This window comes from Flavobacterium sp. SM2513 (genome assembly GCF_050908145.1).
Lineage (GTDB): Bacteria > Bacteroidota > Bacteroidia > Flavobacteriales > Flavobacteriaceae > Flavobacterium.
Window position 1 is genome coordinate 1572572 of the sequence record NZ_CP194228.1, and the last position, 22074, is coordinate 1594645.

At 35.8% G+C, this 22074-nt stretch carries 19 protein-coding genes; 10 read left to right on the top strand and 9 right to left on the bottom strand.

The genetic code is table 11. The annotated features are described in order from the left end of the window. Positions 1-134: 134 nt before the first annotated feature. Entirely contained in the window at positions 135-3143 is a 3009-nt protein-coding gene (locus tag ACQ5J2_RS06285) for a leucine--tRNA ligase (RefSeq protein WP_432672881.1), read from the bottom strand. Positions 3144-3367: 224 nt separating this feature from the next. On the opposite strand from ACQ5J2_RS06285, the gene ACQ5J2_RS06290 reads away from it, so the two are divergent. The 6 genes from ACQ5J2_RS06290 to ACQ5J2_RS06315 all read left to right on the top strand — a co-directional run bounded on the left by ACQ5J2_RS06290 (position 3368) and on the right by ACQ5J2_RS06315 (position 6674). After that, positions 3368-4243, top strand: coding sequence for a cell division protein FtsX (locus ACQ5J2_RS06290; RefSeq protein WP_432672882.1), 876 nt, complete (start codon positions 3368-3370; stop codon positions 4241-4243). A gap of 40 nt (positions 4244-4283) precedes the next feature. Then, positions 4284-4517, top strand: a complete 234-nt coding sequence (locus ACQ5J2_RS06295; RefSeq protein ID WP_432672883.1) for a DUF3098 domain-containing protein — start codon at positions 4284-4286, stop codon at positions 4515-4517. Between the two features lie 103 nt (positions 4518-4620). Then, entirely contained in the window at positions 4621-5436 is an 816-nt protein-coding gene (locus ACQ5J2_RS06300; protein ID WP_432672884.1) for an undecaprenyl-diphosphate phosphatase, read from the top strand. Continuing rightward, positions 5436-6128, top strand: coding sequence for a tRNA pseudouridine(55) synthase TruB (gene truB, locus ACQ5J2_RS06305; RefSeq protein WP_432672885.1), 693 nt, complete (start codon positions 5436-5438; stop codon positions 6126-6128). The genes ACQ5J2_RS06300 and truB overlap by 1 nt, the downstream gene beginning before the upstream one ends. Positions 6129-6204: 76 nt before the next feature. Further along, a complete protein-coding gene (locus ACQ5J2_RS06310; RefSeq protein ID WP_432672886.1) occupies positions 6205-6369 on the top strand; it encodes a hypothetical protein in 165 nt (54 codons plus the stop codon). Beyond that, a complete protein-coding gene (locus ACQ5J2_RS06315; RefSeq protein WP_432672887.1) occupies positions 6345-6674 on the top strand; it encodes a type II toxin-antitoxin system RelE/ParE family toxin in 330 nt (109 codons plus the stop codon). The genes ACQ5J2_RS06310 and ACQ5J2_RS06315 overlap by 25 nt, the downstream gene beginning before the upstream one ends. A gap of 3 nt (positions 6675-6677) precedes the next feature. Here ACQ5J2_RS06315 and ACQ5J2_RS06320 read toward each other — a convergent pair whose 3' ends face one another. Together ACQ5J2_RS06320 and ACQ5J2_RS06325 are read right to left on the bottom strand one after the other, a co-directional pair. Then, positions 6678-7391 carry an AAA family ATPase gene (locus tag ACQ5J2_RS06320; protein ID WP_432672888.1) on the bottom strand — a complete coding sequence of 238 codons (714 nt, stop codon included), beginning with the start codon at positions 7389-7391 and terminating at the stop codon, positions 6678-6680. A 124-nt stretch (positions 7392-7515) separates the two neighbouring features. After that, entirely contained in the window at positions 7516-7830 is a 315-nt protein-coding gene (locus ACQ5J2_RS06325; RefSeq protein WP_432672889.1) for an HPF/RaiA family ribosome-associated protein, read from the bottom strand. 195 nt (positions 7831-8025) lie between these two features. On the opposite strand from ACQ5J2_RS06325, the gene ACQ5J2_RS06330 reads away from it, so the two are divergent. Next, complete coding sequence (locus ACQ5J2_RS06330; RefSeq protein ID WP_432672890.1) at positions 8026-8736, top strand: porin family protein; 711 nt, start codon at positions 8026-8028, stop codon at positions 8734-8736. Here ACQ5J2_RS06330 and ACQ5J2_RS06335 read toward each other — a convergent pair. The 4 genes from ACQ5J2_RS06335 to asnS all read right to left on the bottom strand — a co-directional run bounded on the left by ACQ5J2_RS06335 (position 8731) and on the right by asnS (position 13197). Beyond that, positions 8731-9339, bottom strand: coding sequence for a hypothetical protein (locus tag ACQ5J2_RS06335; RefSeq protein WP_432672891.1), 609 nt, complete (start codon positions 9337-9339; stop codon positions 8731-8733). The genes ACQ5J2_RS06330 and ACQ5J2_RS06335 overlap by 6 nt on opposite strands. A gap of 2 nt (positions 9340-9341) precedes the next feature. Further along, positions 9342-10802 carry an RNA polymerase factor sigma-54 gene (rpoN, locus tag ACQ5J2_RS06340; RefSeq protein WP_432672892.1) on the bottom strand — a complete coding sequence of 487 codons (1461 nt, stop codon included), beginning with the start codon at positions 10800-10802 and terminating at the stop codon, positions 9342-9344. Between the two features lie 141 nt (positions 10803-10943). After that, the gene (locus ACQ5J2_RS06345; RefSeq protein ID WP_432672893.1) at positions 10944-11336 is read right to left on the bottom strand and encodes a GxxExxY protein; all 393 of its coding nucleotides are present in this window, start codon (positions 11334-11336) and stop codon (positions 10944-10946) included. A gap of 424 nt (positions 11337-11760) precedes the next feature. Next, positions 11761-13197, bottom strand: coding sequence for an asparagine--tRNA ligase (gene asnS / locus ACQ5J2_RS06350; RefSeq protein WP_432672894.1), 1437 nt, complete (start codon positions 13195-13197; stop codon positions 11761-11763). A 466-nt stretch (positions 13198-13663) separates the two neighbouring features. Between asnS and ACQ5J2_RS06355 the strand changes: the two genes are divergently transcribed. Further along, positions 13664-15544 carry a P-loop NTPase fold protein gene (locus tag ACQ5J2_RS06355; protein WP_432672895.1) on the top strand — a complete coding sequence of 627 codons (1881 nt, stop codon included), beginning with the start codon at positions 13664-13666 and terminating at the stop codon, positions 15542-15544. A 364-nt stretch (positions 15545-15908) separates the two neighbouring features. Further along, positions 15909-16595, top strand: coding sequence for a hypothetical protein (locus tag ACQ5J2_RS06360; RefSeq protein WP_432672896.1), 687 nt, complete (start codon positions 15909-15911; stop codon positions 16593-16595). Between the two features lie 77 nt (positions 16596-16672). Here the strand turns inward: ACQ5J2_RS06360 and ACQ5J2_RS06365 are convergent, their stop codons facing one another. Further along, positions 16673-19093 carry an efflux RND transporter permease subunit gene (locus tag ACQ5J2_RS06365; protein ID WP_432672897.1) on the bottom strand — a complete coding sequence of 807 codons (2421 nt, stop codon included), beginning with the start codon at positions 19091-19093 and terminating at the stop codon, positions 16673-16675. A gap of 126 nt (positions 19094-19219) precedes the next feature. Here ACQ5J2_RS06365 and ACQ5J2_RS06370 point away from each other — a divergent pair, with 126 nt between their 5' ends. After that, a complete protein-coding gene (locus ACQ5J2_RS06370) occupies positions 19220-19546 on the top strand; it encodes a DMT family transporter (protein ID WP_432672898.1) in 327 nt (108 codons plus the stop codon). Here the strand turns inward: ACQ5J2_RS06370 and ACQ5J2_RS06375 are convergent. Next, on the bottom strand, positions 19543-22035 hold the full coding sequence (locus ACQ5J2_RS06375) for a DUF5686 family protein (RefSeq protein WP_432672899.1): 2493 nt from the start codon (positions 22033-22035) through the stop codon (positions 19543-19545). The two genes, ACQ5J2_RS06370 and ACQ5J2_RS06375, sit on opposite strands and share 4 nt — an antisense overlap. Positions 22036-22074 lie beyond the last annotated feature (39 nt).

Sequence of the window (22074 nt, forward strand, 5' to 3'; positions counted from 1 at the left end):
GTTGTCCTGCGTTTTGCAGGAGCAGTCCTGCGTCATGCAGGAGTTGTCCTACGTCTTGCAGGAACTGATTTTGAAACAAAAAACCTCCGTGCTTACCCTAGTAAACACGGAGGTTTTTATCAAAATAAACTAATTTATCCCACTAAGTTGATGATTTTTCCCGGAACGATAATCACTTTATTAGGTGTTTTTCCATCCAATTGTTTGATGGTTCTTTCGTCTTTCATGACGATTTCCTCAATTTGTTCCTTGGTTAAATCCAAAGGCAAGTTGAGGGTAAAACGCATTTTTCCGTTAAAGGAAACCGGGTATTCTTTATTGCTTTCTACTAAATATTCTGGGTTGAATTTAGGGAAATCTGCGGTGGAAATACTCATTTGATGTCCTAATTTCTCCCACAACTCCTCAGCAATATGAGGTGCATAAGGCGAAATCAAGATGGCCAAAGGTTCTAAAACCGAACGTTCGTGGCATTTCATGGCAGTCAACTCATTGACGGCAATCATGAACTGACTTACGGAGGTGTTGAACGAGAATCCCTCGATATCATCGTTGACTTTCTTAATGGTTTTGTGCAATGTTTTCAAGGCTTCCGCCGAAGCTGGATTAGAAGTTACTATCAATCCACTTTCGTCAAAATACAACCTCCACAACCTTTTCAAGAAACCAAATACTCCCGAAATTCCTGCCGTGTTCCAAGGTTTTGCTTGTTCTAGCGGACCTAAAAACATTTCGTATAAACGTAAAGTATCGGCTCCATATTCTTCGCAGATATCGTCTGGAGTTACTACGTTGTATTTGGATTTAGACATTTTTTCTACTTCGCGATGAACTTTGATTTTATCATTTCTATTTATTATGAGTTCTCCATTTTCACCAACAAATAGAGAATTTTTATATTCACTATATATTGGATGATTTATGAATTTATCTATATCTAATTCATTTGTAACTTCATTAATTAAGGAAATATCAATGTGAATTGTTTGTGCTCCAATTTCATTAAATTTTTCTCCATTAACTTCTGTGATTTTTTGTCCATTTTCAAACTCTAAATAACAAAATCCCCCACCAGTTTTCATTGATGGCTGATTATTTGAAGATACAAAAAGAAATGTCTTGCCGTCTAAATTTATATTATACCTTTTAACAAAAGCACTCATGCCCAAAATCATCCCTTGATTAATCAATTTCTTGAAAGGTTCTTCTTGGTTTACGTAACCTCTATCTTTCAAGAATTTGTTCCAGAAACGGGAGTACAATAAATGTCCGGTGGCGTGTTCGCTTCCTCCTATATATAAATCGACGTTTTGCCAATAGTTTTGTGCATCGGCAGAAACAAATTCTTTGTCGTTTCCAGCATCCATATAACGCAACCAATACCACGAACTTCCTGCCCAACCCGGCATGGTGTTCAATTCAAGTGGAAAAATGGTTTTATTATCTATCAACTCATTACTCACTACTTTATTGGCACTACTATTCCACGCCCAAACCGTTGCATTTCCTAGAGGTGGTTCGCCGGTTTCTGTTGGCAAATACTTCTCTACTTCTGGCAAACGAATCGGTAAATGTTCGGCGGCAATCATTTGCGGCAATCCGTTTACGTAATATACCGGAAAGGGTTCGCCCCAATATCTTTGACGGGAAAACACAGCATCACGCAAGCGGTAATTGGTTTTTCCTTTTCCTTGGTTCAATTCCTCCAAAGCTTCGATGGCTTTCGCCGATGCTTCTTTGTAACCCATTCCGTTTAAGAAATCCGAATCGATTAGTTTAAAACCTTCTTTGGCACCAAACGCATTTTCAGAAATATCTTGGTCAAAAATGTTTTTGATTTCCGGCATTCCCTCGGTTCCTTTAAAGAAATTGGCAAAAGCATAATCGCGTTCGTCGCCACAAGGAACGGCCATAACCGCACCTGTACCGTAACCGGCAAGCACATAATCGCCTATCCAAACCGGAACGGGTTCTTTGGTAAACGGATGTTCGGCATAAGCTCCAGTAAACACGCCCGAAATGGTTTTTACATCCGCCATTCGTTCGCGTTCGCTGCGTTTTGCAGTAGCTTCTATGTACGATTCAACCGCGTGTTTTTGTTCTGGTGTGGTAATTTTGGCCACCAAATCATGTTCGGGAGCTAAAGTCATGAAGGTTACTCCAAAAATGGTGTCGGGTCTTGTGGTGAAAACTTCGATGGTGTACTCGCTAGTATCATCTCCAGATAATATATAATCGACATCGTCTTGCTCTAATTCTGAATCTTTTACTTTGAAAGTGACTAAAGCACCTACTGATTTTCCAATCCAGTTTCGCTGACTTTCTTTTAATGATTCCGTCCAATCGATGTCGTTCAAACCTTCCAAAAGACGTTCGGCATACGCTGAAATTCGCATACTCCATTGCGTCATTTTTTTACGAATTACGGGATGACCACCACGTTCTGAAACGCCGTTGATGATTTCGTCATTCGCCAAAACGGTTCCCAAAGCCGGACACCAGTTGACTTCGGTTTCGGCAAGAAACGTCATACGGTATTGCAATAAAATGCGTTGTTGGTCTTCATGGGTAAACGAATTCCAATCTTCTGCTGAAAATGCAATGATGTTATCGTCACAAACAGCGTTGACTTTCGCATTTCCGTTGGCTTCAAATTCCATGATTAGGGTTTTGATGTCACGGGCTTCATTCGCATCTTTATCGTACCAAGATTCGAACAATTGAATGAAAATCCATTGGGTCCATTTGTAATAATCAGGACTTGAAGTTCGCACTTCACGACTCCAATCGAATGAAAAACCAATTCTGTCTAATTGTTGACGGTATCGAGCAATATTTTCTTTCGTAGTTTTATCAGGATGTTGACCTGTTTGAATGGCATACTGTTCTGCCGGAAGTCCAAAACTATCGTAGCCTTGCGGATGCAAAACATTAAATCCCTTGTGACGTTTGAATCGGGAATAAATGTCCGAAGCGATGTATCCCAGCGGATGCCCAACGTGCAATCCGGCTCCCGAAGGATAAGGAAACATATCTAGAACATAGTATTTGGGTTTTTCGGAATTATTATTGGCTTGAAAAGTACCGTTTTCGCTCCAGTGTTTTTGCCATTTGGCTTCTATTTCGTTGGGATTGTATTTCATTTTTTATTTATTTTGCCACAAAGGCACAAAGATGCAAAGGTTGTTTTTAAAAAGATTCAAAAGTTAAAATGAATTCTATGACGGCCCGAGCGATTCGCTTCTATACAAAAAAAATCGTTTCGAGGTGGCAAATTTACATTTATTGTACGAAAGTTAAAACTTTGAACGTTATAAAGTACGATTAAAGAAATTCTTTATTATTTTTACCCCATAATTAAAAAGCTATGAGTTCTTCTTACGATAAATTTCAAAAACGTCGGTTAATATCCTCCTATTTTTCAGTAGTCTTGAGTGTCTTTTTGGTGCTTTTTCTGTTGGGAATTTTGGGTTTGTTTGTGATTAATTCTAAAAAACTATCGGACGATTTCAAGGAAGAAATTGCCATGACTGTCTTTTTTGATAATGAATCGAACGACACGATTATCAAGGCTTTTGACAGTGAACTACAAACGGCTCCGTTTGTAAAATCGTTTATTTATGTAACGAAAGAAGATGCTGCGAAACAACATTCGGATATTATTGGCGAGGATTTCATGACTTTTTTGGGCGAAAATCCGTTGCAAAACTCCTTTGACATTCACTTGAAAGCCGATTATATTGTGAACGATAGTATTGCAAAAATTGAATCACGCTTACGCAAAAATGAAATGGTTTCGGACATTGTGTACGACAAACAATTGGTGAATTTAGTAAATGACAACATTAAGAAAGTAAGTTTCTGGATATTAATTATCAGTGGTTTTCTTGCTTTTATAGCTGTGTTGCTGATTAATAGTTCAATGCGATTGTCCATTTATTCGAACCGATTTATCATCAAAACAATGCAAATGGTGGGTGCTACAAAATCATTTATTAGAAAACCATTTATTTGGAGAAGTATAAAACTAGGAATGATTGGTGCCGGATTGGCTATACTATGTTTAGTTGGTGTCTTGTATTACATCAATGAAACGTATCCTAACTTGAATATTTTGGAGGAAGAAACAATGACAGCTGCGATTTTAGTGGGTGTTTTAGTAGTGGGAATTATCATTACTTGGTTGAGTACTTTCTTTGCGACACAACGTTTCTTGAACTTGAGAACAGACGATTTATACTAGAGTAAAACTTTTAGAATTAATATTATAAAAATATAATACCATGGAAAATAAACCACAACATGAATTTCTTTTTGATAAAGTAAATTACAAATTCTTATTAATCGGACTTGCTGTTATTGCCTTGGGATTCATTCTAATGTCAGGTGGTGGTTCTGATAATCCTGCCGTTTTTAACGAAGAGATTTTTAATTGGAGACGCATCCGATTGGCACCAACTACGGTTTTAATTGGTTTTGGAATTACGATTTATGCCATTATGAAAAAGAGTAAGTAATTAGCTAATTACATAATTCGTTAAGGAATATCGAAATTTTGAGTTCCACAACCGATAACTGAAAATTCATAATTTATAACTCATAATTCATAATTAAAAAAGAATGGATACATTACAAGCAATTATTATTGCTATTATCGAAGGACTTACTGAATATTTACCTATTTCCTCAACGGCCCACATGGGATTTGCCGCAGACCTTCTAGGAATGGAGGAAAGCGAGTTCCTTAAAATGTTTCAAGTTTCGATACAATTTGGTGCGATTTTATCCATTGTCGTATTGTATTGGAAAAAATTCTTTGACTTTTCAAACTTTAATTTTTATATTAAGTTAATTGCTGCTGTAATTCCTGCATTGGTTTTAGGTTACCTTTTTGACGACCTGATTGAAGAAGTTTTGGGTAACCAAATTGCGATTTCAAGTGTATTGGTTTTAGGAGGTGTCGTACTTTTATTTGCCGACAATTGGTTTAAAAATCCTACTATACTTGACGAAAAAGAAATTACCGTTAAAAAAGCAGTCATCATCGGATTCTGGCAATGTCTTGCCATGATGCCAGGAACATCTCGTTCTGCAGCTTCCATTATTGGTGGAATGACGCAAGGCTTGAGCAGAAAAGCGGCAGCTGAATTCTCTTTCTTTTTAGCCGTTCCAACCATGTTAGCCGTTACAGTTTATTCTATCTTTGTAAAAACCTGGGGCAAAGGTACTGTTACTGAAATGAAAGGATATGAAATGATTTTGCAAGACCAGAATCACATTAACTTATTTATTATCGGGAATATTGTGGCATTTGTAGTCGCTTTAATTGCGGTAAAAACATTCATCAACCTACTTACAAAATACGGTTTTAAAGTTTGGGGTTGGTACAGAATCATCATCGGAATCGCTTTGTTGATTTACTTTTATACTAAATAATGGATAGATTAAGCATCGAACAATACCAAGAAGGCCAAGTACTATTGGTAGATAAACCATTAACTTGGAGTTCTTTTCAAGCTGTAAACAAGTTAAAATACCATTTAATAAATAAAGTCGGACTTCCTAAAAAGTTTAAAATTGGTCACGCGGGAACTTTAGATCCTTTGGCTACAGGACTCTTGATTGTTTGTACAGGAAAATTCACCAAAACCATTTCTGAAATTCAAAGTCAAGCCAAAGAATATACCGGAACTTTTTATATTGGTGCAACAACTCCTTCGTATGATTTGGAAACTGAGATTGATGAAACTTTTCCAACTTCCCACATTGATGAAGCATTAATTAATGAAACGGTGAAACAATTTCTGGGTGAAATTGACCAAAAACCACCTATATTTTCAGCCATTAAAAAAGACGGAAAACGACTTTACGAACACGCTCGTGCTGGTGAAGAAGTAGAAATAGCCTTTAGAAAAACGACCATTTACGAATTCGAAATTACGCGAATTGATTTACCTGAAATTGATTTTAGAGTGAAATGTTCTAAAGGAACTTACATACGTTCACTAGCTTTTGACTTTGGGAAAGCCATGCAATCGGGTTCGCATTTGACGGCTTTGCGTAGAACTAAAATTGGTGATTACTCTGTTGAAAATGCTTTTTCTCCTGAAAACTTGGAACATTTATAATTGTAAAGTTTTCAAATCAAATTAACTACGCATCTGAAAATTTAGTAACTTTACTTACTATAAAAATTTATTTGTTATGAAACCATCAGAACAAAAAGCAGAAAACCTTGCCACTCCAGGCAAACCGATGTCTCATGAAGCTTTTGAAAATTTAATCAAAGAAGCAGAAGAGGGAGAGTTTTTGACAGAAAAAGAATTTGACAAAAGGTTCGAAGAATGGAGGCTGAGCAGAAAGAAGTAGTAAGGTCGACTTTTTATCTTCAAGATATAGTTGATATTTTTGAATATGGGTCTGCAACTTTTGGTGAAAGAGCAGGAATGATTTTCTATGAAGATTTGAAAATGACTGTTCGAAGTTTAGAAACTCAGTATTTACTGCATCCAGAATGCCGGTATTTAAAAATTAAATCTAAAATCTACCGCAACATAATAATAGGTTCTTATTTAATTATTTATATCGCCTTAAATAGAGTAGAAGTTTTACGAGCCTTTCACGGCAGTCGTTCTCCGAAAACCATTAAATCCTCTCGAAAAATTAAGCCTTGATTCTTACAAATCACTTGCTTTTTCTAACTCAGTTATCAACAAACTTTTCACTTGGGTTAAAGCATCATCTTTTGCTTCCGCAAAGGAGATTCCATATTTTCGGTTGATGCTTTTTAAATGTTCTGGAAAAGCAGACAAAATAGAACTGTAATACTGGTCTAAAATTTCTTGACTAGGCGTTTCAAAATTAATTCGCAACTGAAACCTTCGTAGTAAGGCTTTGTCAATCAGTTCTACATGATTTGTAGCGCAAATTAACAAGGCGTTTTTTGGGTAATAATCGATAAGTTGGATAATGGAATTTACTAAACGTCGCATTTCACCCACATCTTTATCGTCGGTTTCTCGTTCTTTACCAATTTGGTCAAATTCATCTAAAAATAATATTGCTTTTTCACGTCCTGCTTTGTCAAATACTTGCTTGACATTTTGAGCCGTTTCGCCAATTCGGGAACAAACTACATTACTTAAGTTCAGAATTAAGAGTGGTTTTCCTAAAGCTTTTGCGATGGCTTTTGCAGTGGTAGTTTTTCCACAACCAGAACTTCCATAAAGCAAAACCTTATTGTTGACAGGCAAATTATATTTTAACAAATCGTCAATGTACTTGTATTCTTTCAGTAAAGCTTGAATACTATGGTCATTTTCAAGACTAAAAATGATGTCTTTTAAATCAACATCTTGTTTGTCGGTAATAACTAAATCAAATAATTGCATCGGTAAAAAATAGAATAATTTCTGTTTGCAAAATTAGCGTAATTTATACATTTATCATCATCCGGAATTAAACTTCAAGCCAAAAAAAAACTTCTGAATAAATCAGAAGTTTTAAATAATTATTTTAGTGTGCTTTTAGTTTTTCAAAAGTCGTTGTCAATAACTTTTTCATCTTATCAGTGGCACCACTTATGGCTTTTTCAATTGTATTGGCATGGTTAGTAACCGCTATTGGATTTTTTCCTGCAAGGCGAACTTCAATCAAACATCTTTTGTCATCTATGCCAAATTTTTCATTATTCTCGTCACCTAAGTGCACTTCTACTCTTGTTATTTTATCCTCAAAGCGTTTAAAACTTTCTGTGATTTCTTCAGAAAAATGGCTCTGCATTCTTTCGTTTCCTTCTACTGTTTTGTCCGTGTTGAATTGTATTTGCATAATTTATGTTTTTTAAATATTGATACTCAAATTTAAGCAACAGACTTCACATAAGCCATTCAATTAGTAAAATTTTGGGAAGTAGAATCGATATTTTATGCATCAGAATTATAAAATCTGTGGCTACAATTTCATTCCTTAAAAATAACTTTGATATATTTGTAGAGTGCTTAAAACCTCAATAGTTCTGAATAAATGCGATATCTATTTTTAATTCTATCTTTCCTCACCCTGACAACTTCATTCGCTCAAGAGCAATTTTCTGAAACGATTGTCGATAGTACTTTTTTTACAAAAGTGGATTCATTGTATCGAGAAGACCAATTTTATGTAGGCATTACCTATAATGTGTTGACTAATTTACCAAAATCAGTTCGTCAAAATGGTTTCTCTTCTGGAATTTCATTAGGTTTCTTGCGCGATATGCCCATCAATAAAAAACGAACCTTTGCGATTGCTGTTGGTGCGGGTTTATCCTATGCCAATTATCAGCAAAATTTGGTTGTAAGTGAATTTAATGCAGTAAATCAATATGAAGTAGTTTCTAGTTCAGATATTTCTACAGGCAAGTTAGAACAATTATTTGTAGATGTTCCAATCGAATTCCGATGGAGAAATTCAACACCTACTTCGTATAAATTTTGGCGAATTTATTCGGGGTTTAAATTTCAGTATTTGCTTTATGACAAAAGCAGGCACGAAGGGGATGGATTCAGTTACCGTGTTTCAAAAAATAGTGATTTGAATAACTTACAGTTCGGACCTTATATAGCTGTTGGGTTTAATACGTGGAACTTTCAAGCCTATTATGGGGTCAATCCCTTGTATAAGAATGTCACTACAGATGGAGGAGAGGCTATTAACATGAGAACTTTGAATGTGGGATTAATGTTCTATATTTTATAACCAAAAATAAAGCAACCCAAGTTGTGGGATTGTGCCAATTAATCCTCCCAAAATCAGTTCCGTTGGGGTGTGTGCTTTCATAACCAGTCGGGAGGAAGCAACCAAGCCGTTACATACAATCAGCGGAACAATAATCCAAATCATCCTGACATTATAATGCAGGCTAATACCGATTACAAAAACAGTTAAGGATGTAATCGCAAGCATGTGCAAACTCACTTTAAATTTGGTAAACAAAAATACGAACGCCCAAAATGTACTTATGAAACTAGCTAAAAAGAAAAAGTACAGAATAGGATAGTAGTCGATAGTAATGCTTTTCCGGATAAGAATGAGCAACAAAATAGAGTGAATCAGCAAAGGTAATCGCCGCTGGTTTTTGTGAGCCAACATAATCGAATCCACTCTTCCGAGCGAAAGTAACAAGTAATAAACCGTTAACGGAATAAAAATCGTGATGATGACGATTTGAATGATCACCAAATAAACTTCTTGATAATCGTAATTATGTTTTCCAAAAAAGAAAAAGAACAACACCGCATAAACCGATATAAACAGCGGATGAAATAAATACGAAAATGTAGGAAGTATTTTTTTCAACATAATTACATTTTCTTCCGCATTCGTGCTACAGGAATATCCAGTTGTTCACGGTATTTGGCAATCGTGCGTCTTGCAATCGGATAGCCTTTTTCTTTTAAAAGTTCCGCCAATTGATCGTCCGGAAAGGGTTTCTTTTTGTCTTCTGCTTCAATAATATTTTGTAAAATTTTCTTGATTTCCAAAGTCGAAACGTCTTCACCTTGGTCGTTTTTCATCGCTTCAGAGAAAAATTCCTTTATCAATTTCGTTCCGTAAGGCGTTTCCACATATTTACTGTTTGCCACACGAGAAACAGTCGAAATATCCAAACCAACCAAATCAGCAATATCCTTCAAAATCATTGGTCGCAACTTGGTTTCGTCGCCTTCTAAAAAGAAGTCTTCTTGGTAATGCATAATGGCATTCATCGTTACATAAAGTGTTTCCTGACGTTGTTTTATCGCATCAATAAACCATTTTGCCGAATCCAGTTTCTGTTTGATAAACTGTACCGCATCTTTCTGAGAATTCGATTTGTCTCTCGAATCCTTGTACGTTTGCATCATGTCCTGATAATCTTTCGATACATGTAATGATGGAGCATTTCTGCCGTTCAAACTCAATTCGAGTTCGCCATCTACAATTCTAATGGTAAAATCAGGCACTACATTTTCGGTAATTTTACTGTTTCCAGCAAACGAACCTCCTGGTTTGGGGTTTAATTTTTCAATTTCATGAACTGCTTTTTTAAGCAATTCATTCGTGCAATCGTATTTCTGTAAAAGTTTGTCGTAATGTTTTTTAGTAAAAGCATCAAACTGGTTTTCGATAATATCAGTAGCTAAATCAACAGATTCTGTTGGTGTTTTGTGTTTCAATTGCAACAACAAGCATTCCTGCAGATCGCGAGCGCCAACACCCGATGGTTCCAATTGATGAATGACCTGCAATATTTTTAAAACCGCAGTTTCATCGGTATAAATGGCTTGGGTGAATGCCATATCGTCTACAATATCCGGAATACTTCTTCGAATGTAACCCATATCGTCAATGCTTCCCACAAGGAATTCAGCAATCTGACGTTCGTTATCATTCAATATAAATGTATTGAGCTGATTGATTAAATCTTGGTGAAAACTCCATGAGGCTGCCAAGGGCGAATCTCTCTCATCTTCTTCGCTGTAGTTGTTTACCTGCGTTTTATAATCCGGCGTTTCATCATCGCTCAGGTATTCGTCGATGTTGATGTCTTCGGCTTCAATGCGTTCATTTTCATCGTTATCATCATAATCGTCGTCTTCAAACTCCAGTTCGTCATTTTCATATTCTTCGTCATCACCGCCCTCCAAGGCAGGATTCTCGTTCATTTCTTCTTTCAAACGTTGTTCAAAAGCTTGCGTAGGCAATTGAATTAACTTCATCAACTGTATTTGCTGAGGAGATAATTTCTGAGATAATTTTAAATTTAAAAACTGCTTAAGCATAGGAGACACAAATTTATTTTGCCCTTAAAGGCTTTTTTGCCACAAAGGCACAAAGACACTAAGTTTATTATTTTAAGACACTAAATTATTTTCATACAAGAAAAAAACAGAGTGATTTCTATACAATACTGTACAAAGTTATTACTTTTTATGGGTATAAATAAACCGTTTGATACCGTTTTTTATTAAAGGTACATTAAAATTTATTAAAAATGCCAAATCATTATCCGTCAGTTTTAAATGACTGATAATTTGAGAAGACCAAACAGGATTAACCACCTCAACTGCTTTTACTTCTACGATTACTGAATTTTCTACATACAAATCCATCCATAATCCTTCATTGAAAATAATTCCATCATAAACAATCGGAATATCAACTTGTCTTTTTACATCAAGTCCCGCTTTCGCAATCTCGTGAGCCAAACAAAGTTCATACACTTTTTCCAACAAACCTGGTCCAAGTTCTTTATGCACCAAATAAGCAGAATGCACTATAATTTTAGCAATTTCTTCTTGTCGTTCTGATAGCATAATTATCTATTTTAGAAACAAAGACACAAATTGCTATGCTATATAGCCCTTTGTGCCTTTATTATATTAACTATTACATGTTTATTTGCAAGACTTTCAAATCTTCAAAAACGCTAAAAAAACCTTCGTCCCTTAGCGTCTTCGTGGCAAACCCCTTTCAAATCTTCAACTCTAAAAAACCTTCGTTCCCTCGCGTCTTCGTGGCTAAAAACCATCAACAAACCCCTTTCCAATCTTCAGAAACTCTAAAAAACCGTTGTTCCTTAGCGTCTTCGTGGCAAACCCCTTTCAAATCTTCAACTCTAAAAAACCTTCGTTCCCTTGCGTCTTCGTGGCTAAAAACCATCAACAAACCCCTTTCAAATCTTCAACTCTAAAAAACCTTCGTCCCTCAGCGTCTTTGTGGCAAAAAAAACTTCGCCTCTTAAAACTCCGCATTCCCAGGAGTCCTAGGAAAAGGAATTACGTCTCTAATATTTGTCATACCCGTTACAAAAAGCACTAATCTTTCAAAACCAAGACCAAAACCAGAGTGTACGGCAGAACCGAAACGTCTTGTGTCTAGGTACCAATACAATTCTTCTTCGTCAATGCCCAATGCTTTCATTTTCTCTACAAGAACATCGTAACGTTCCTCTCTTTGACTTCCGCCTACGATTTCTCCAATGCCTGGAAACAAGATATCCATGGCTCCTACGGTCTTTCCGTCTTCGTTCAATCGCATGTAGAAGGATTTGATACTTGCTGGATAATCATAAACAATTACTGGACATTTAAAGTGTTTTTCTACTAAGAAACGCTCGTGTTCTGATTGTAAATCAGCACCCCATTCGTTAATTATATAGTTGAATTTTTTCTTCTTGTTGGGTGTTGAGTTTTTCAAAATATCAATTGCTTCTGTATATGAAACACGTTTGAAATTATTTTCTAATACAAAGCTCAACTTCTCTAGTAACGGCATTTCGCTGCGTTCGGCTTGTGGTTTTGATTTCTCTTCGTCCAATAATCTACCTTCTAAAAACTTCAGGTCATCGGCACATTTATCAACGGTATATTTAATAACATACTGGATAAAATCTTCGGCCAAGTCCATGTTGTCGTGCAAATCATTAAAAGCAACCTCCGGCTCAATCATCCAGAACTCCGCCAAGTGACGGGAAGTATTGGAGTTTTCCGCTCTAAAGGTAGGTCCAAAGGTATATACTTGACCCAAAGCCATGGCATAGGTTTCTGCTTCTAATTGTCCCGAAACGGTTAAGTTGGTTTCCTTTTCAAAGAAATCTTCTTTATAATTCACCTTTCCGTCTTCGGTTCTTGGGGTTCCGTCAAAGGGTAGCGCTGTAACTTTAAACATTTCGCCAGCACCTTCGGCATCACTTCCGGTAATGATGGGCGTGTTTACATATACAAATCCTTTTTCCTGAAAATAACTGTGTACTGCAAACGACAATACCGAGCGAACGCGCATAATTGCTCCAAAAGCATTGGTACGAACACGCAAATGTGCATTTTCACGCAAGAAGTCTAAACTTGGTTTGTTCTTAGGCTGTATTGGGAACTTCTCGGCATCACAATCGCCTAGGATTTCTAGTTTTAAAACTTGAATTTCATACTTCTGACCTTTACCTTGACTCTCCACCAAACTACCTGTTACTGATACCGCAGCCCCAGTGGTAATACGTTTTAGGGTTTCCTCAGGCGTATTTTCAAAATCTACTACACACTGAATATTCTCAATTGTTGAACCATCGTTCAATGCAATAAATTGATTATTTCTAAAAGTTCTAACCCATCCTTTTGCATTTACTTCTTGAAGTGTTCCCGTGCTTTGCAGCAAGTCTTTAACTTTTGTATGTTTCATTTTTGTGCTTAAATAAGTGTTTACATAAAAAAGATTCCGAAAGTATCGAAATCCTCTGCAAATATAAATGTTTTCTGCATAAAAGTGGTGTTTTATCTCGTGTTCGCTTTTTGTTTTTTGGTGGGGTGTTTTTGTGGGGAGGTGGGGAGACAGAAACCCTTGGTGAGTAGGGGGAAACCCTAGCTTGGTTGGGATAAACCCTCGGTGAGTTGACAAAAACCCTCGGTGAGTTGGAAAAGACCCCAGCTTGGTTGGGATAAACCCTTGCTTGGTTGACATAAACCCCAACTTGGTTGAAATAAACCCTCGGTGAGTTGAGAAAGACCTTTGTTTAGTGGTTTTGTTAATAAGTTGGTTTTATGGGGGGTAATTATTGGGGGGAAAGGATTATATTTGGGGGAAGTTGAGTAAACTTGAGGATGTTTATTAGTTAGCTGCTATATTTCTCAACAACACCGATAATACTATGAATAACAAACATATAACTGAATATTTAGATTATTACATTAAATCTGAAAACACGAATTTTGCAATTCTCTTAAAAGGTAGTTGGGGTTCAGGTAAAACATACTTTATCAAAAAAATGATAGATAATTGGTCAACACCAAATATAGAAAAGGATGAACTAATTGCTTTAAATCCTATTTATATTTCATTAAATGGTTTAAGTTCAAAAAAGGAAATAATTGAAAAACTAAAAGAAAAAATTAATCCTTTTTTGCATTCAAAAGGAATGAAAATATCTAAAGCTATTTTTAATGCCTTTATAAAATCAACGCTAAAAATAGACTTCGATTATAATAGCGACAATGAAACTGATGGGAGTTTTAATATGAATTTTGATCCAATATCAATTTTTAAAGAGGATAACGAAAAAATAAAAGGTAATCGTATAATAATTTTTGACGACATAGAAAGATGCAAAATTGATGTTGATGAAGTTTATGGTTTCATAAATGATTTTGTTGAACATTCAAAATGTAAAATAATTTTGGTTTCAGATGAAGACAAAATTATTGAAAATGAACAAAAAAAAGAAACTAATTATCCTTATAAAACATTTAAAGAAAAAATAATAGGTCAAACTTTTGAAATTTCACCAAACATCGATGAAGCAATTGAATTTTTTGTTGGGCAAATCAATTCTGAAATTAGCTCTCAACTTAAAGAATATAATAGCTTAATAATTAAAATTTTCAGTACATCTGAAAAGAAAAACTTAAGAGTTTTACAAAGGGCATTATTTGATTTTGAAAGACTTGTTAAGCTTCTAGACAAAGAATTAAAAGAAGATGATGAAAAATATAAATCATTAATAAAAAGCATATTAGCATATTACTTAATATTTCATTTAGAATTTAATACAGGGAATTCTGAAATTGAAACCTTTCAACAACTATTTTTGATTGATGAAAAAAAATATAATTTTCAAAATTATGAAGAAGCAATAAAATCAGAGAATTTAATTCATTCAACTCGATTGTTTTCTGCATCAAATTTAGTAAGCTATATTAGTAAAGGTAATTATGAAGAATTAATAAATGAAATTAATAACAATTTGATTTATAAACCAACCGAAGAAAAGGATTGGGAAAAACTTTGGTACTGGAAGTTCATAGACGATTCAGATTTTGTAGAATTATTACCTAAAGTAGAAAAAGATTTTTTTGAAGAAGAAAACATTCATTTTACTGAAGTATTGCATATTGCAGGAATTTATTTTAATTTGAAAGATAATAACTTATACTCAAATAGGAATAAAGAAGATATTACTAAAAGAGCAAAATACTTAATATCAATATCTAAAGACTTGGAAAACGTAACTGATATGCATATTCTTTCACGAGTAACTTGGAGAAAATCATATGCTTCAGAACAAACTATTGAGTTTCAAAGTATACTTTCATATTTAAAAGACACAGTGAAAGAAAAGCAAAAAAACAATACCGAAGAATTTATTAATGGAATACTTAATAATCTTAATGATGAAAATATCGACAATCTATATGATTCATTTAAAGGTTACGATTATTATAGTAACAACATCCTAGAAAGAACATCTATTTTTAAAAATATTAAATTCAAGGAATTTTCTGAAATTATTTTCAATTTAAAAAATAAAGGAATTTTTGACATAAATGAATATTTTACTTACCGTTATTATCCAGAAAAAACATATGCCAATTTAAAAATTGAAAATTATCACAAAGAAGAACTTAACTTCATTATAGGTTTACGTAAAGAACTAATTAAAAAAAGAAAAACCTTAACAGACAAGCCTTTAAAACTTTCTATCTTAAATAACTTTATAAATGATTTAGAAAAAATTTCATTAAGACTTAATTAATACAGCAGCTAACAGCTAGGGTTTCGTTGCGGCTGGAAGCCGAACAATGAACCCTATGTTGAACGGAACCAATTACATGCCGTCAACATTTATGGAGTTATGGGTAAGTTGTTTGATTGAATTTCAAGAGGATTAACATTCCTCTTTTTTTGTGGTTAAAATCGGGAGGCTTGTTGAAATTGAGATTCCTCCTGCGTTGGACTGACAAATTTACAAAATGTAGCGTTTAAAAATTTTCGACACTTCGGTTCATTTTTTTTATCATCGTATTGTTTTTTAATTTAGCTTTACAATAGGCTAAGCTTTAGTGTTATAGATTGGCTTATTTGTAGGGTGTGAATTATTAATTTTTAAAGTTTAATGTATGAATTCGAATGTAAGAATTGAAGAGTATGTTCCGCTTGGGGATTTTATTATTGTGAGTTTTGAGCGGGATCAGCCTAAAATTGAGGCTAAGTTTAAGAAACTGGATGGTGCTTTTTTGGAGGCGTTTCGGAACAAGATTGAGTTTGTGAAGGATTTAGAGAGTAGTTTGGTTCTTACGACTGAGCAGTCTCGGGTTACGGCGGCGTTGTATGCTGAGGCGGCAGCTTTTAATAAGGAGGTGAATTTTTTGAGTTCGTATTTTAAAGGGGTTGGGTTGCCGACTGCTGCGGTAACGAAGATGAAGGATTTATTGTTTTCGGATAATATTGAGGGTGCTTTGCTGGAGTTGAAGGCGGTGAGACAGTTGGCTCGTGCTAATGAGGCGGCTCTTGTGGCTGAGGGTATGGAGGCGGATTATTTGGATAAAATGGATGCGACTTATACGAGTATGTCGGCTAAAAATGTGATGCAGAATACGATTATGAATAATAGAAAAACGCTGGTTAGTAATAACAGGGCGCATTATGATGAGTTGTATGATTATGTTGCTACGGTTGCTGAGAAAGGAAAGATTGTTTTTAAGGGTACTAGGGTTGAGGACCAGTACACGATTAGTGACCTTATAAAAAGAATGAGGGCTCCGAAACGGAAGGATGATGATGATGAGGAGGAGCGAGAGGATTAATGCGGTTTTGAAAATAAAAAAATCCTAAAATAGCAATTGCTATTTTAGGATTTTTTTTGAAATCAAATTTTTAATAGTTACAGCTTCGTCTTCGGCAAATTATCAATCGCCTCATCCGTAGGTTCGATGATATCAATTCTTGGTTCCGCCAATTCCTGTTTGTTGGCCAATGTTTTATTCAACGTTAAAACCAAAGCCGGAAGCAACATCAAATTACTCAACATTCCGAAGAATAACGTGATGGAAACCAGTCCGCCCAAGGCAATCGTACCCCCAAAACTCGAGATTAGAAACACTGAGAACCCGAAGAACAAAACGATGGAAGTATAAAACATACTCAAGCCTGCATCAGCAAATGTAGCAAACACCGACTTGCGGATTTTCCAGTTGTTCTTTTTTAATTCCTCTCTATATTGGGCCAGAAACCGTATCGTATCATCCACCGAAAGCCCGAAGGCAATACCGAAAACCAATATCGTAGACGGTTTTAAAGGGATACCCAAATAGCCCATGATTCCTGCCGTAAGTAAAAGAGGAAGTAGGTTGGGGATGAGCGAAACCAAGACCATCTTGAACGAACGAAACATAAATCCGACTAAAAAACAGGTAAGCAACACGGCAAAAATAAGCGACGACATCAAGTTGTCAAGCAAGTAATTCGTCCCTTTTTGAAACACGTAGGCTTTTCCTGTAATGACCACATTGTATTGCTCTTTAGGGAAAATCTTAGTGATTTCCTTTCGCAATTCGTCCTCAATCTTCTGAATGTTTTGGCCGCTTTCGTCCCGCATAAAGGTTGTGATTCGAGCATATTGTCCTGTGGAATCGACATAACTTTTCATCAAATTGTCTTTACCGGCCTTCGCCGTATTTTTGGCATACGAAAGGATAAAACTTTGCTCTTGATTGGTAGGTAATTCATAGTATTCGGCATTGCCATTGTAATAGGCTTGCTTGGAATACTTCACTAAATTGACAATAGAAATTGGCTTGGAAAGCTCGGGAATTTCCTCAATCACGGTTTGCAATTCGTCCATTCTTCGAAGCGTAGAAAGTTTCATCACGCCCTTTTTTCGCTTGGTATCAATCATGATTTCTAGTGGCATGACGCCATCAAACTCTTTCTCAAAGAACAAAATGTCTTGAAAGAAGGCTTCCTTCTTTGGCATATCTTCAATCAAACTTCCTGACACCCTAATTTGATAAATCCCAATGATGCTGATGACCAAAAGCACAATCGAAATCATGTAAATAGACAAGCGACTCTCTTTAATATGGTGCTGAATCCAGTTCATAAACGACGCAACAGCTTTCGAATCCAAGTGTTTCAAGTGACGGTCAATTGGAGGCGGGACGTAGCTGTGAAATATCGGTATGATGATTAGACAGAGTAAAAATAAGCCCATAATATTCAGCGAAGTCACTACGCCAAATTCAATCAGTAAATCATTATTTGAAACAATAAATGTAGCAAAACCAATGGCTGTGGTAAGATTGGTCATCAAGGTTGCCATACCAATTTTGGTCGTAACCCGTTGCAGGGCTTTGGCTTTATTGTGGTGAATTTTATATTCTTGGTGGTATTTGTTGGTCAAGAAAATACAATTGGGAATCCCAATTACAATGATTAATGTGGGAACTAAGGCAGTCAAGACCGTGATTTCATAACCCAATAATCCCAATGTCCCAAACGACCACATTACCCCGATAACGACGATGACAAGCGATATTAAAGTAGCTCGAAAACTGCGGAAAAAGAAGTAAAACAAGAGGCACGTTACCAGTAATGACATTCCGATGAACAACCCGATTTCGCCTTTTATCGTTACCGCATTCATTGTTCTGATGTAGGGCATTCCTGATACGCGAAGTTCAATTCCTGTTTTCTCTTTGAACTTTTCTACCTCAGGAATTAATTTCTCTAGGATAAAATCTTTCCGAACGGGTGTGTTTACAATGGCTTTGTCTAAATAAACTGCAGCTCGAATGCTTCCTGACTTTTTGTTGAAAAGTAATCCTTCGTAAAAAGGTAAATCATTGAATAATTCGTTCTGTATTTTTTTGAGATAAGCAGGGTTGGCAGTTTGCGAAACATCAACAAAGTTGGTTAGTTCAAAGGTTTGAGTGGAATCGTTCTTGACTAGTTTTTTCAAATTGGATACAGAAAGCACCAATTCTGTTTCTTTGTCTGCTTCTAAATTATGCATCATTTCGTCCCAAGCTTTATAGGCTTTCGGGGTAAAGAGAACATCGTCGTGCAAGCCAATAATGACTAGGTTTCCTTCTTCGCCAAACTTGTCTAAGAAGGCATTGTACTGGATGTTGACGCTATTGTCGTCCGGTAGTAAGTTGGCTTCCGTGTAGGTAAAACTGATATTTTTCCATTGTAAACCTAGAAAAATAGTGATTAATGCCACTATGGACAGCATCAGTATTTTATTTCGAAGGACGATTCGGGCAACAAGTTCCCAAAATCCCAAACTAAACCATTTAATCATTTGCATACATTTTCGAATTGCAAAGGTACAGAAAAGGGCGGTTTTAATGGATTTCTTTGCCTTGAATTCTGGAAACTCTTAGCGGAACGATTCTTTCATTATCTTTGCCACATCAAAACATACAACATGAATTGGATTTTGCTTATTATCGCTGGTTTATTTGAAGTAGGATTTGCTACTTGTTTAGGGAAAGCCAAAGAAACATCGGGAACGATTTCAGGCCTTTGGATGGTGGGATTTTTTGTATGTTTATCCATCAGCATGTATTTGCTTTATCGAGCAACATTGGAGTTGCCAATAGGAACTGCTTATGCCGTTTGGACAGGAATTGGTGCAGTGGGAACTGTTTTAGTAGGTGTTTTTGTATTTAAGGAACCCGCTACTTTCTGGCGCATATTTTTCTTAACGACATTAATTGGCTCTATCGTTGGGCTGAAATTTGTGTCCAATTAAAAGCCTAAATCAAGTTGAAAAGTAGCTTTTATCGCAAGATTATCCTCAAAGTTGCTCAACTGATTGGGTCCGTAGCGATAGAAACCCGATATTCCGAAACCTTTAAAGATTTGGTTGAGTTCAATGCCGCTTTCAAAGTAGCCGTCTTCTAAAGTTTTATAATTAAAACCCACATGTTGTTCGGGATGCCGCATTGTTCCCCATGCCATTCGTGTTACCAATACCAAAGAGGGTTTTATTTTTTTGAACAAAACAACTCTTTTAAAAGCATGTTTTACTTGGACAAAAGCATAGCTACTGCTGAAAAATTCGTTGAAGTACATGGTTTCAAAACTATTTTTTCCTGCAATCGTCAACCGTTGTAGTATTTTGTCGTTGTTCAAATTATTGGGAGAAGTGTTGTATAAATGGGTGAGGGGAATGTCTCCAATTCCAAGTCCAAATTCCGAGTACAACGCTGTTTTTTGTCCGTTAATGAATTTCTTTTGGAGGTCAATACGTAAATCAAATTTAGTGTATTGAAAGTCATTTCCCACCAATCCTGGTATTGATTTGGTCACTTGAAATGTAAATTTTGGATAGTTCTTCTCGATTTCCAAACGTCCCGAAGGGGTTAGCATAAAGTCGCTAAACGGGTTCCATTGCAAGGATACCATAAAAGTAGTCAGGGTAAATTTGTCGTAGAGCTTATCGTTATGACGAAAAAGGTAATTGAAACTAGGGTCAACCCGCGTCTGACTCAGTTCCCAGATGCTCTCTGTTTTTGGGATGATTTTAGTTTCTACAAAACCTCGTATTTGTTTGAAATTATAAAAAGTGCTTAGGTTGATGGGACGCGGGTCGTATATTTTAAAAATACGTTTGTCAATCGCAAAAGCGGTACTTGCAATTTCGCGAACATCGTCGGTATAGGAGCTACCTATCCAGGTATTTGAGGCTTTTCCTATTCTTAATGCACCTCCGTATTTGTATTTCAGTTTTTCATCTTTCAGTCCGTAAGCGGCATAACCATCTAATTTAAAAATTTCGGATAGTTTTTCATTGGTCACGCCACCTAAGCCTAGGCGAAATCCTTCATAATTGTTGTATTTTATCAAATACCGTAAGTCCAAATCTACAAAACTGACGGGAACATAACCGTCTAAAATGCGTCGTCCTATATTTAACTTCCGCTCAATTCCTCTCGAAATAACCAAGCTGTCTAAAGATTTATAAGTTTCAATGCCTCGAAAATCCAGGGTGTCTTTTCTGTTTTGTTGCCAAAATAAATCGCTTTTTTTAATCGCATTATCTTTCACCTGAATGGCCAGTGTTTTCCTTGAAATAACCAATGGTTGATTAAAGGCATGTTTATAAAAAACGGACTTGGAAATAAGTTGTACGAAATCGGAAGTTACTTTTTCGCGCGAGTTCTGAAAATCTTCTACACTGTCTCCCTGAAACTGAATTTGTCCTCCTAAAATCTTTAGGTTTTCATCATTATTCCCTTTTACGATTTTGAAAGTTCGCGCATTGGGAAACCATATTTGCTGTTCGGGGAAATACAAATATTCGTGTGTAGCACTTACATCAATAATGTTTTTTACCCGCAAAATAGCTTTAGCAACCGCATAATTTTCAGCATCAATGTACAAGACGCCATGCAATCCATTTTCCTTTTTGCGTTTTCTATTGGAAAAGAATATCAAATACACTTTTCTGTTTTGAAGCGAAAGGGTGTCCAGTATCTGAAACGAATAATCCTTTAATGCATTTGTCCCTAAAGGTCCGTTGTAGGTATTTTCCAACAAATCATATTGATTATTGTAAATTGAAAAAGACTGCAATTTCAATCCAATAAGTTCGTAAATTGGTTTTTTGAAACCTGCCATTTTAGTTGCTTCAACGGTTTCTTTGAAATGGGTTCCGTCGAACTGAAATCCCGAGATTTTCTCTGTTTGATAGATGTGCTGTTTGCTAATGATTTTTTTGAAAATCAAATTAGTAGAATCGAGTTTTACAAATTTCCGTACCCCGCGATTGGTCACAAATATAGAGTCTAGTGTTCCGTTGATGGAATCTGGATTTGCGGTAATGATGAGTTTATTGTATCCTTTGAACTGAAACGTTTTTAGTTTACTTTCGGGGTTATTATCGTTTTTAAAGTGTAGTGCTTTTTCAATAAGAGTATTCGCAGGGTTTTTGCCAATGAAAATTTCGCGTAACTTTTCGGGAATAGGACTAAGTTTAATTAAGAGTTTTTTCTGTCTCTTTACATTCATTTTCTGAGAAATATAACCTACATAAGAAATTGTAATAGAATCAGTAGTACGTACACTGTTCATTAAGAAATATCCATTCAAATCAGTAATAGTAAAGGAGTCTGGAGTTGAAATCGAAGCAAAAGGTAATGGTTTTTTTGTGGTCGCATTGATAACCTGGCCCGTTACCTCAAATTGAGCATGAATGGAACCGGTGAATACTAAGAGCAAAAAAACGAGGTGCTTCATAACGTTTGGGACAAACAATGAAAAGTAATTCTGAGTGCA

Coding starts and splice junctions, on each gene's coding strand:
- ACQ5J2_RS06285 (WP_432672881.1), bottom strand. CDS start 3,143: ATGAAATACAATCCCAACGAAATAGAAGCCAAATGGCAAAAACACTGG.
- ACQ5J2_RS06290 (WP_432672882.1), top strand. CDS start 3,368: ATGAGTTCTTCTTACGATAAATTTCAAAAACGTCGGTTAATATCCTCC.
- ACQ5J2_RS06295 (WP_432672883.1), top strand. CDS start 4,284: ATGGAAAATAAACCACAACATGAATTTCTTTTTGATAAAGTAAATTAC.
- ACQ5J2_RS06300 (WP_432672884.1), top strand. CDS start 4,621: ATGGATACATTACAAGCAATTATTATTGCTATTATCGAAGGACTTACT.
- truB (WP_432672885.1), top strand. CDS start 5,436: ATGGATAGATTAAGCATCGAACAATACCAAGAAGGCCAAGTACTATTG.
- ACQ5J2_RS06310 (WP_432672886.1), top strand. CDS start 6,205: ATGAAACCATCAGAACAAAAAGCAGAAAACCTTGCCACTCCAGGCAAA.
- ACQ5J2_RS06315 (WP_432672887.1), top strand. CDS start 6,345: ATGGAGGCTGAGCAGAAAGAAGTAGTAAGGTCGACTTTTTATCTTCAA.
- ACQ5J2_RS06320 (WP_432672888.1), bottom strand. CDS start 7,391: ATGCAATTATTTGATTTAGTTATTACCGACAAACAAGATGTTGATTTA.
- ACQ5J2_RS06325 (WP_432672889.1), bottom strand. CDS start 7,830: ATGCAAATACAATTCAACACGGACAAAACAGTAGAAGGAAACGAAAGA.
- ACQ5J2_RS06330 (WP_432672890.1), top strand. CDS start 8,026: ATGCGATATCTATTTTTAATTCTATCTTTCCTCACCCTGACAACTTCA.
- ACQ5J2_RS06335 (WP_432672891.1), bottom strand. CDS start 9,339: ATGTTGAAAAAAATACTTCCTACATTTTCGTATTTATTTCATCCGCTG.
- rpoN (WP_432672892.1), bottom strand. CDS start 10,802: ATGCTTAAGCAGTTTTTAAATTTAAAATTATCTCAGAAATTATCTCCT.
- ACQ5J2_RS06345 (WP_432672893.1), bottom strand. CDS start 11,336: ATGCTATCAGAACGACAAGAAGAAATTGCTAAAATTATAGTGCATTCT.
- asnS (WP_432672894.1), bottom strand. CDS start 13,197: ATGAAACATACAAAAGTTAAAGACTTGCTGCAAAGCACGGGAACACTT.
- ACQ5J2_RS06355 (WP_432672895.1), top strand. CDS start 13,664: ATGAATAACAAACATATAACTGAATATTTAGATTATTACATTAAATCT.
- ACQ5J2_RS06360 (WP_432672896.1), top strand. CDS start 15,909: ATGAATTCGAATGTAAGAATTGAAGAGTATGTTCCGCTTGGGGATTTT.
- ACQ5J2_RS06365 (WP_432672897.1), bottom strand. CDS start 19,093: ATGATTAAATGGTTTAGTTTGGGATTTTGGGAACTTGTTGCCCGAATC.
- ACQ5J2_RS06370 (WP_432672898.1), top strand. CDS start 19,220: ATGAATTGGATTTTGCTTATTATCGCTGGTTTATTTGAAGTAGGATTT.
- ACQ5J2_RS06375 (WP_432672899.1), bottom strand. CDS start 22,035: ATGAAGCACCTCGTTTTTTTGCTCTTAGTATTCACCGGTTCCATTCAT.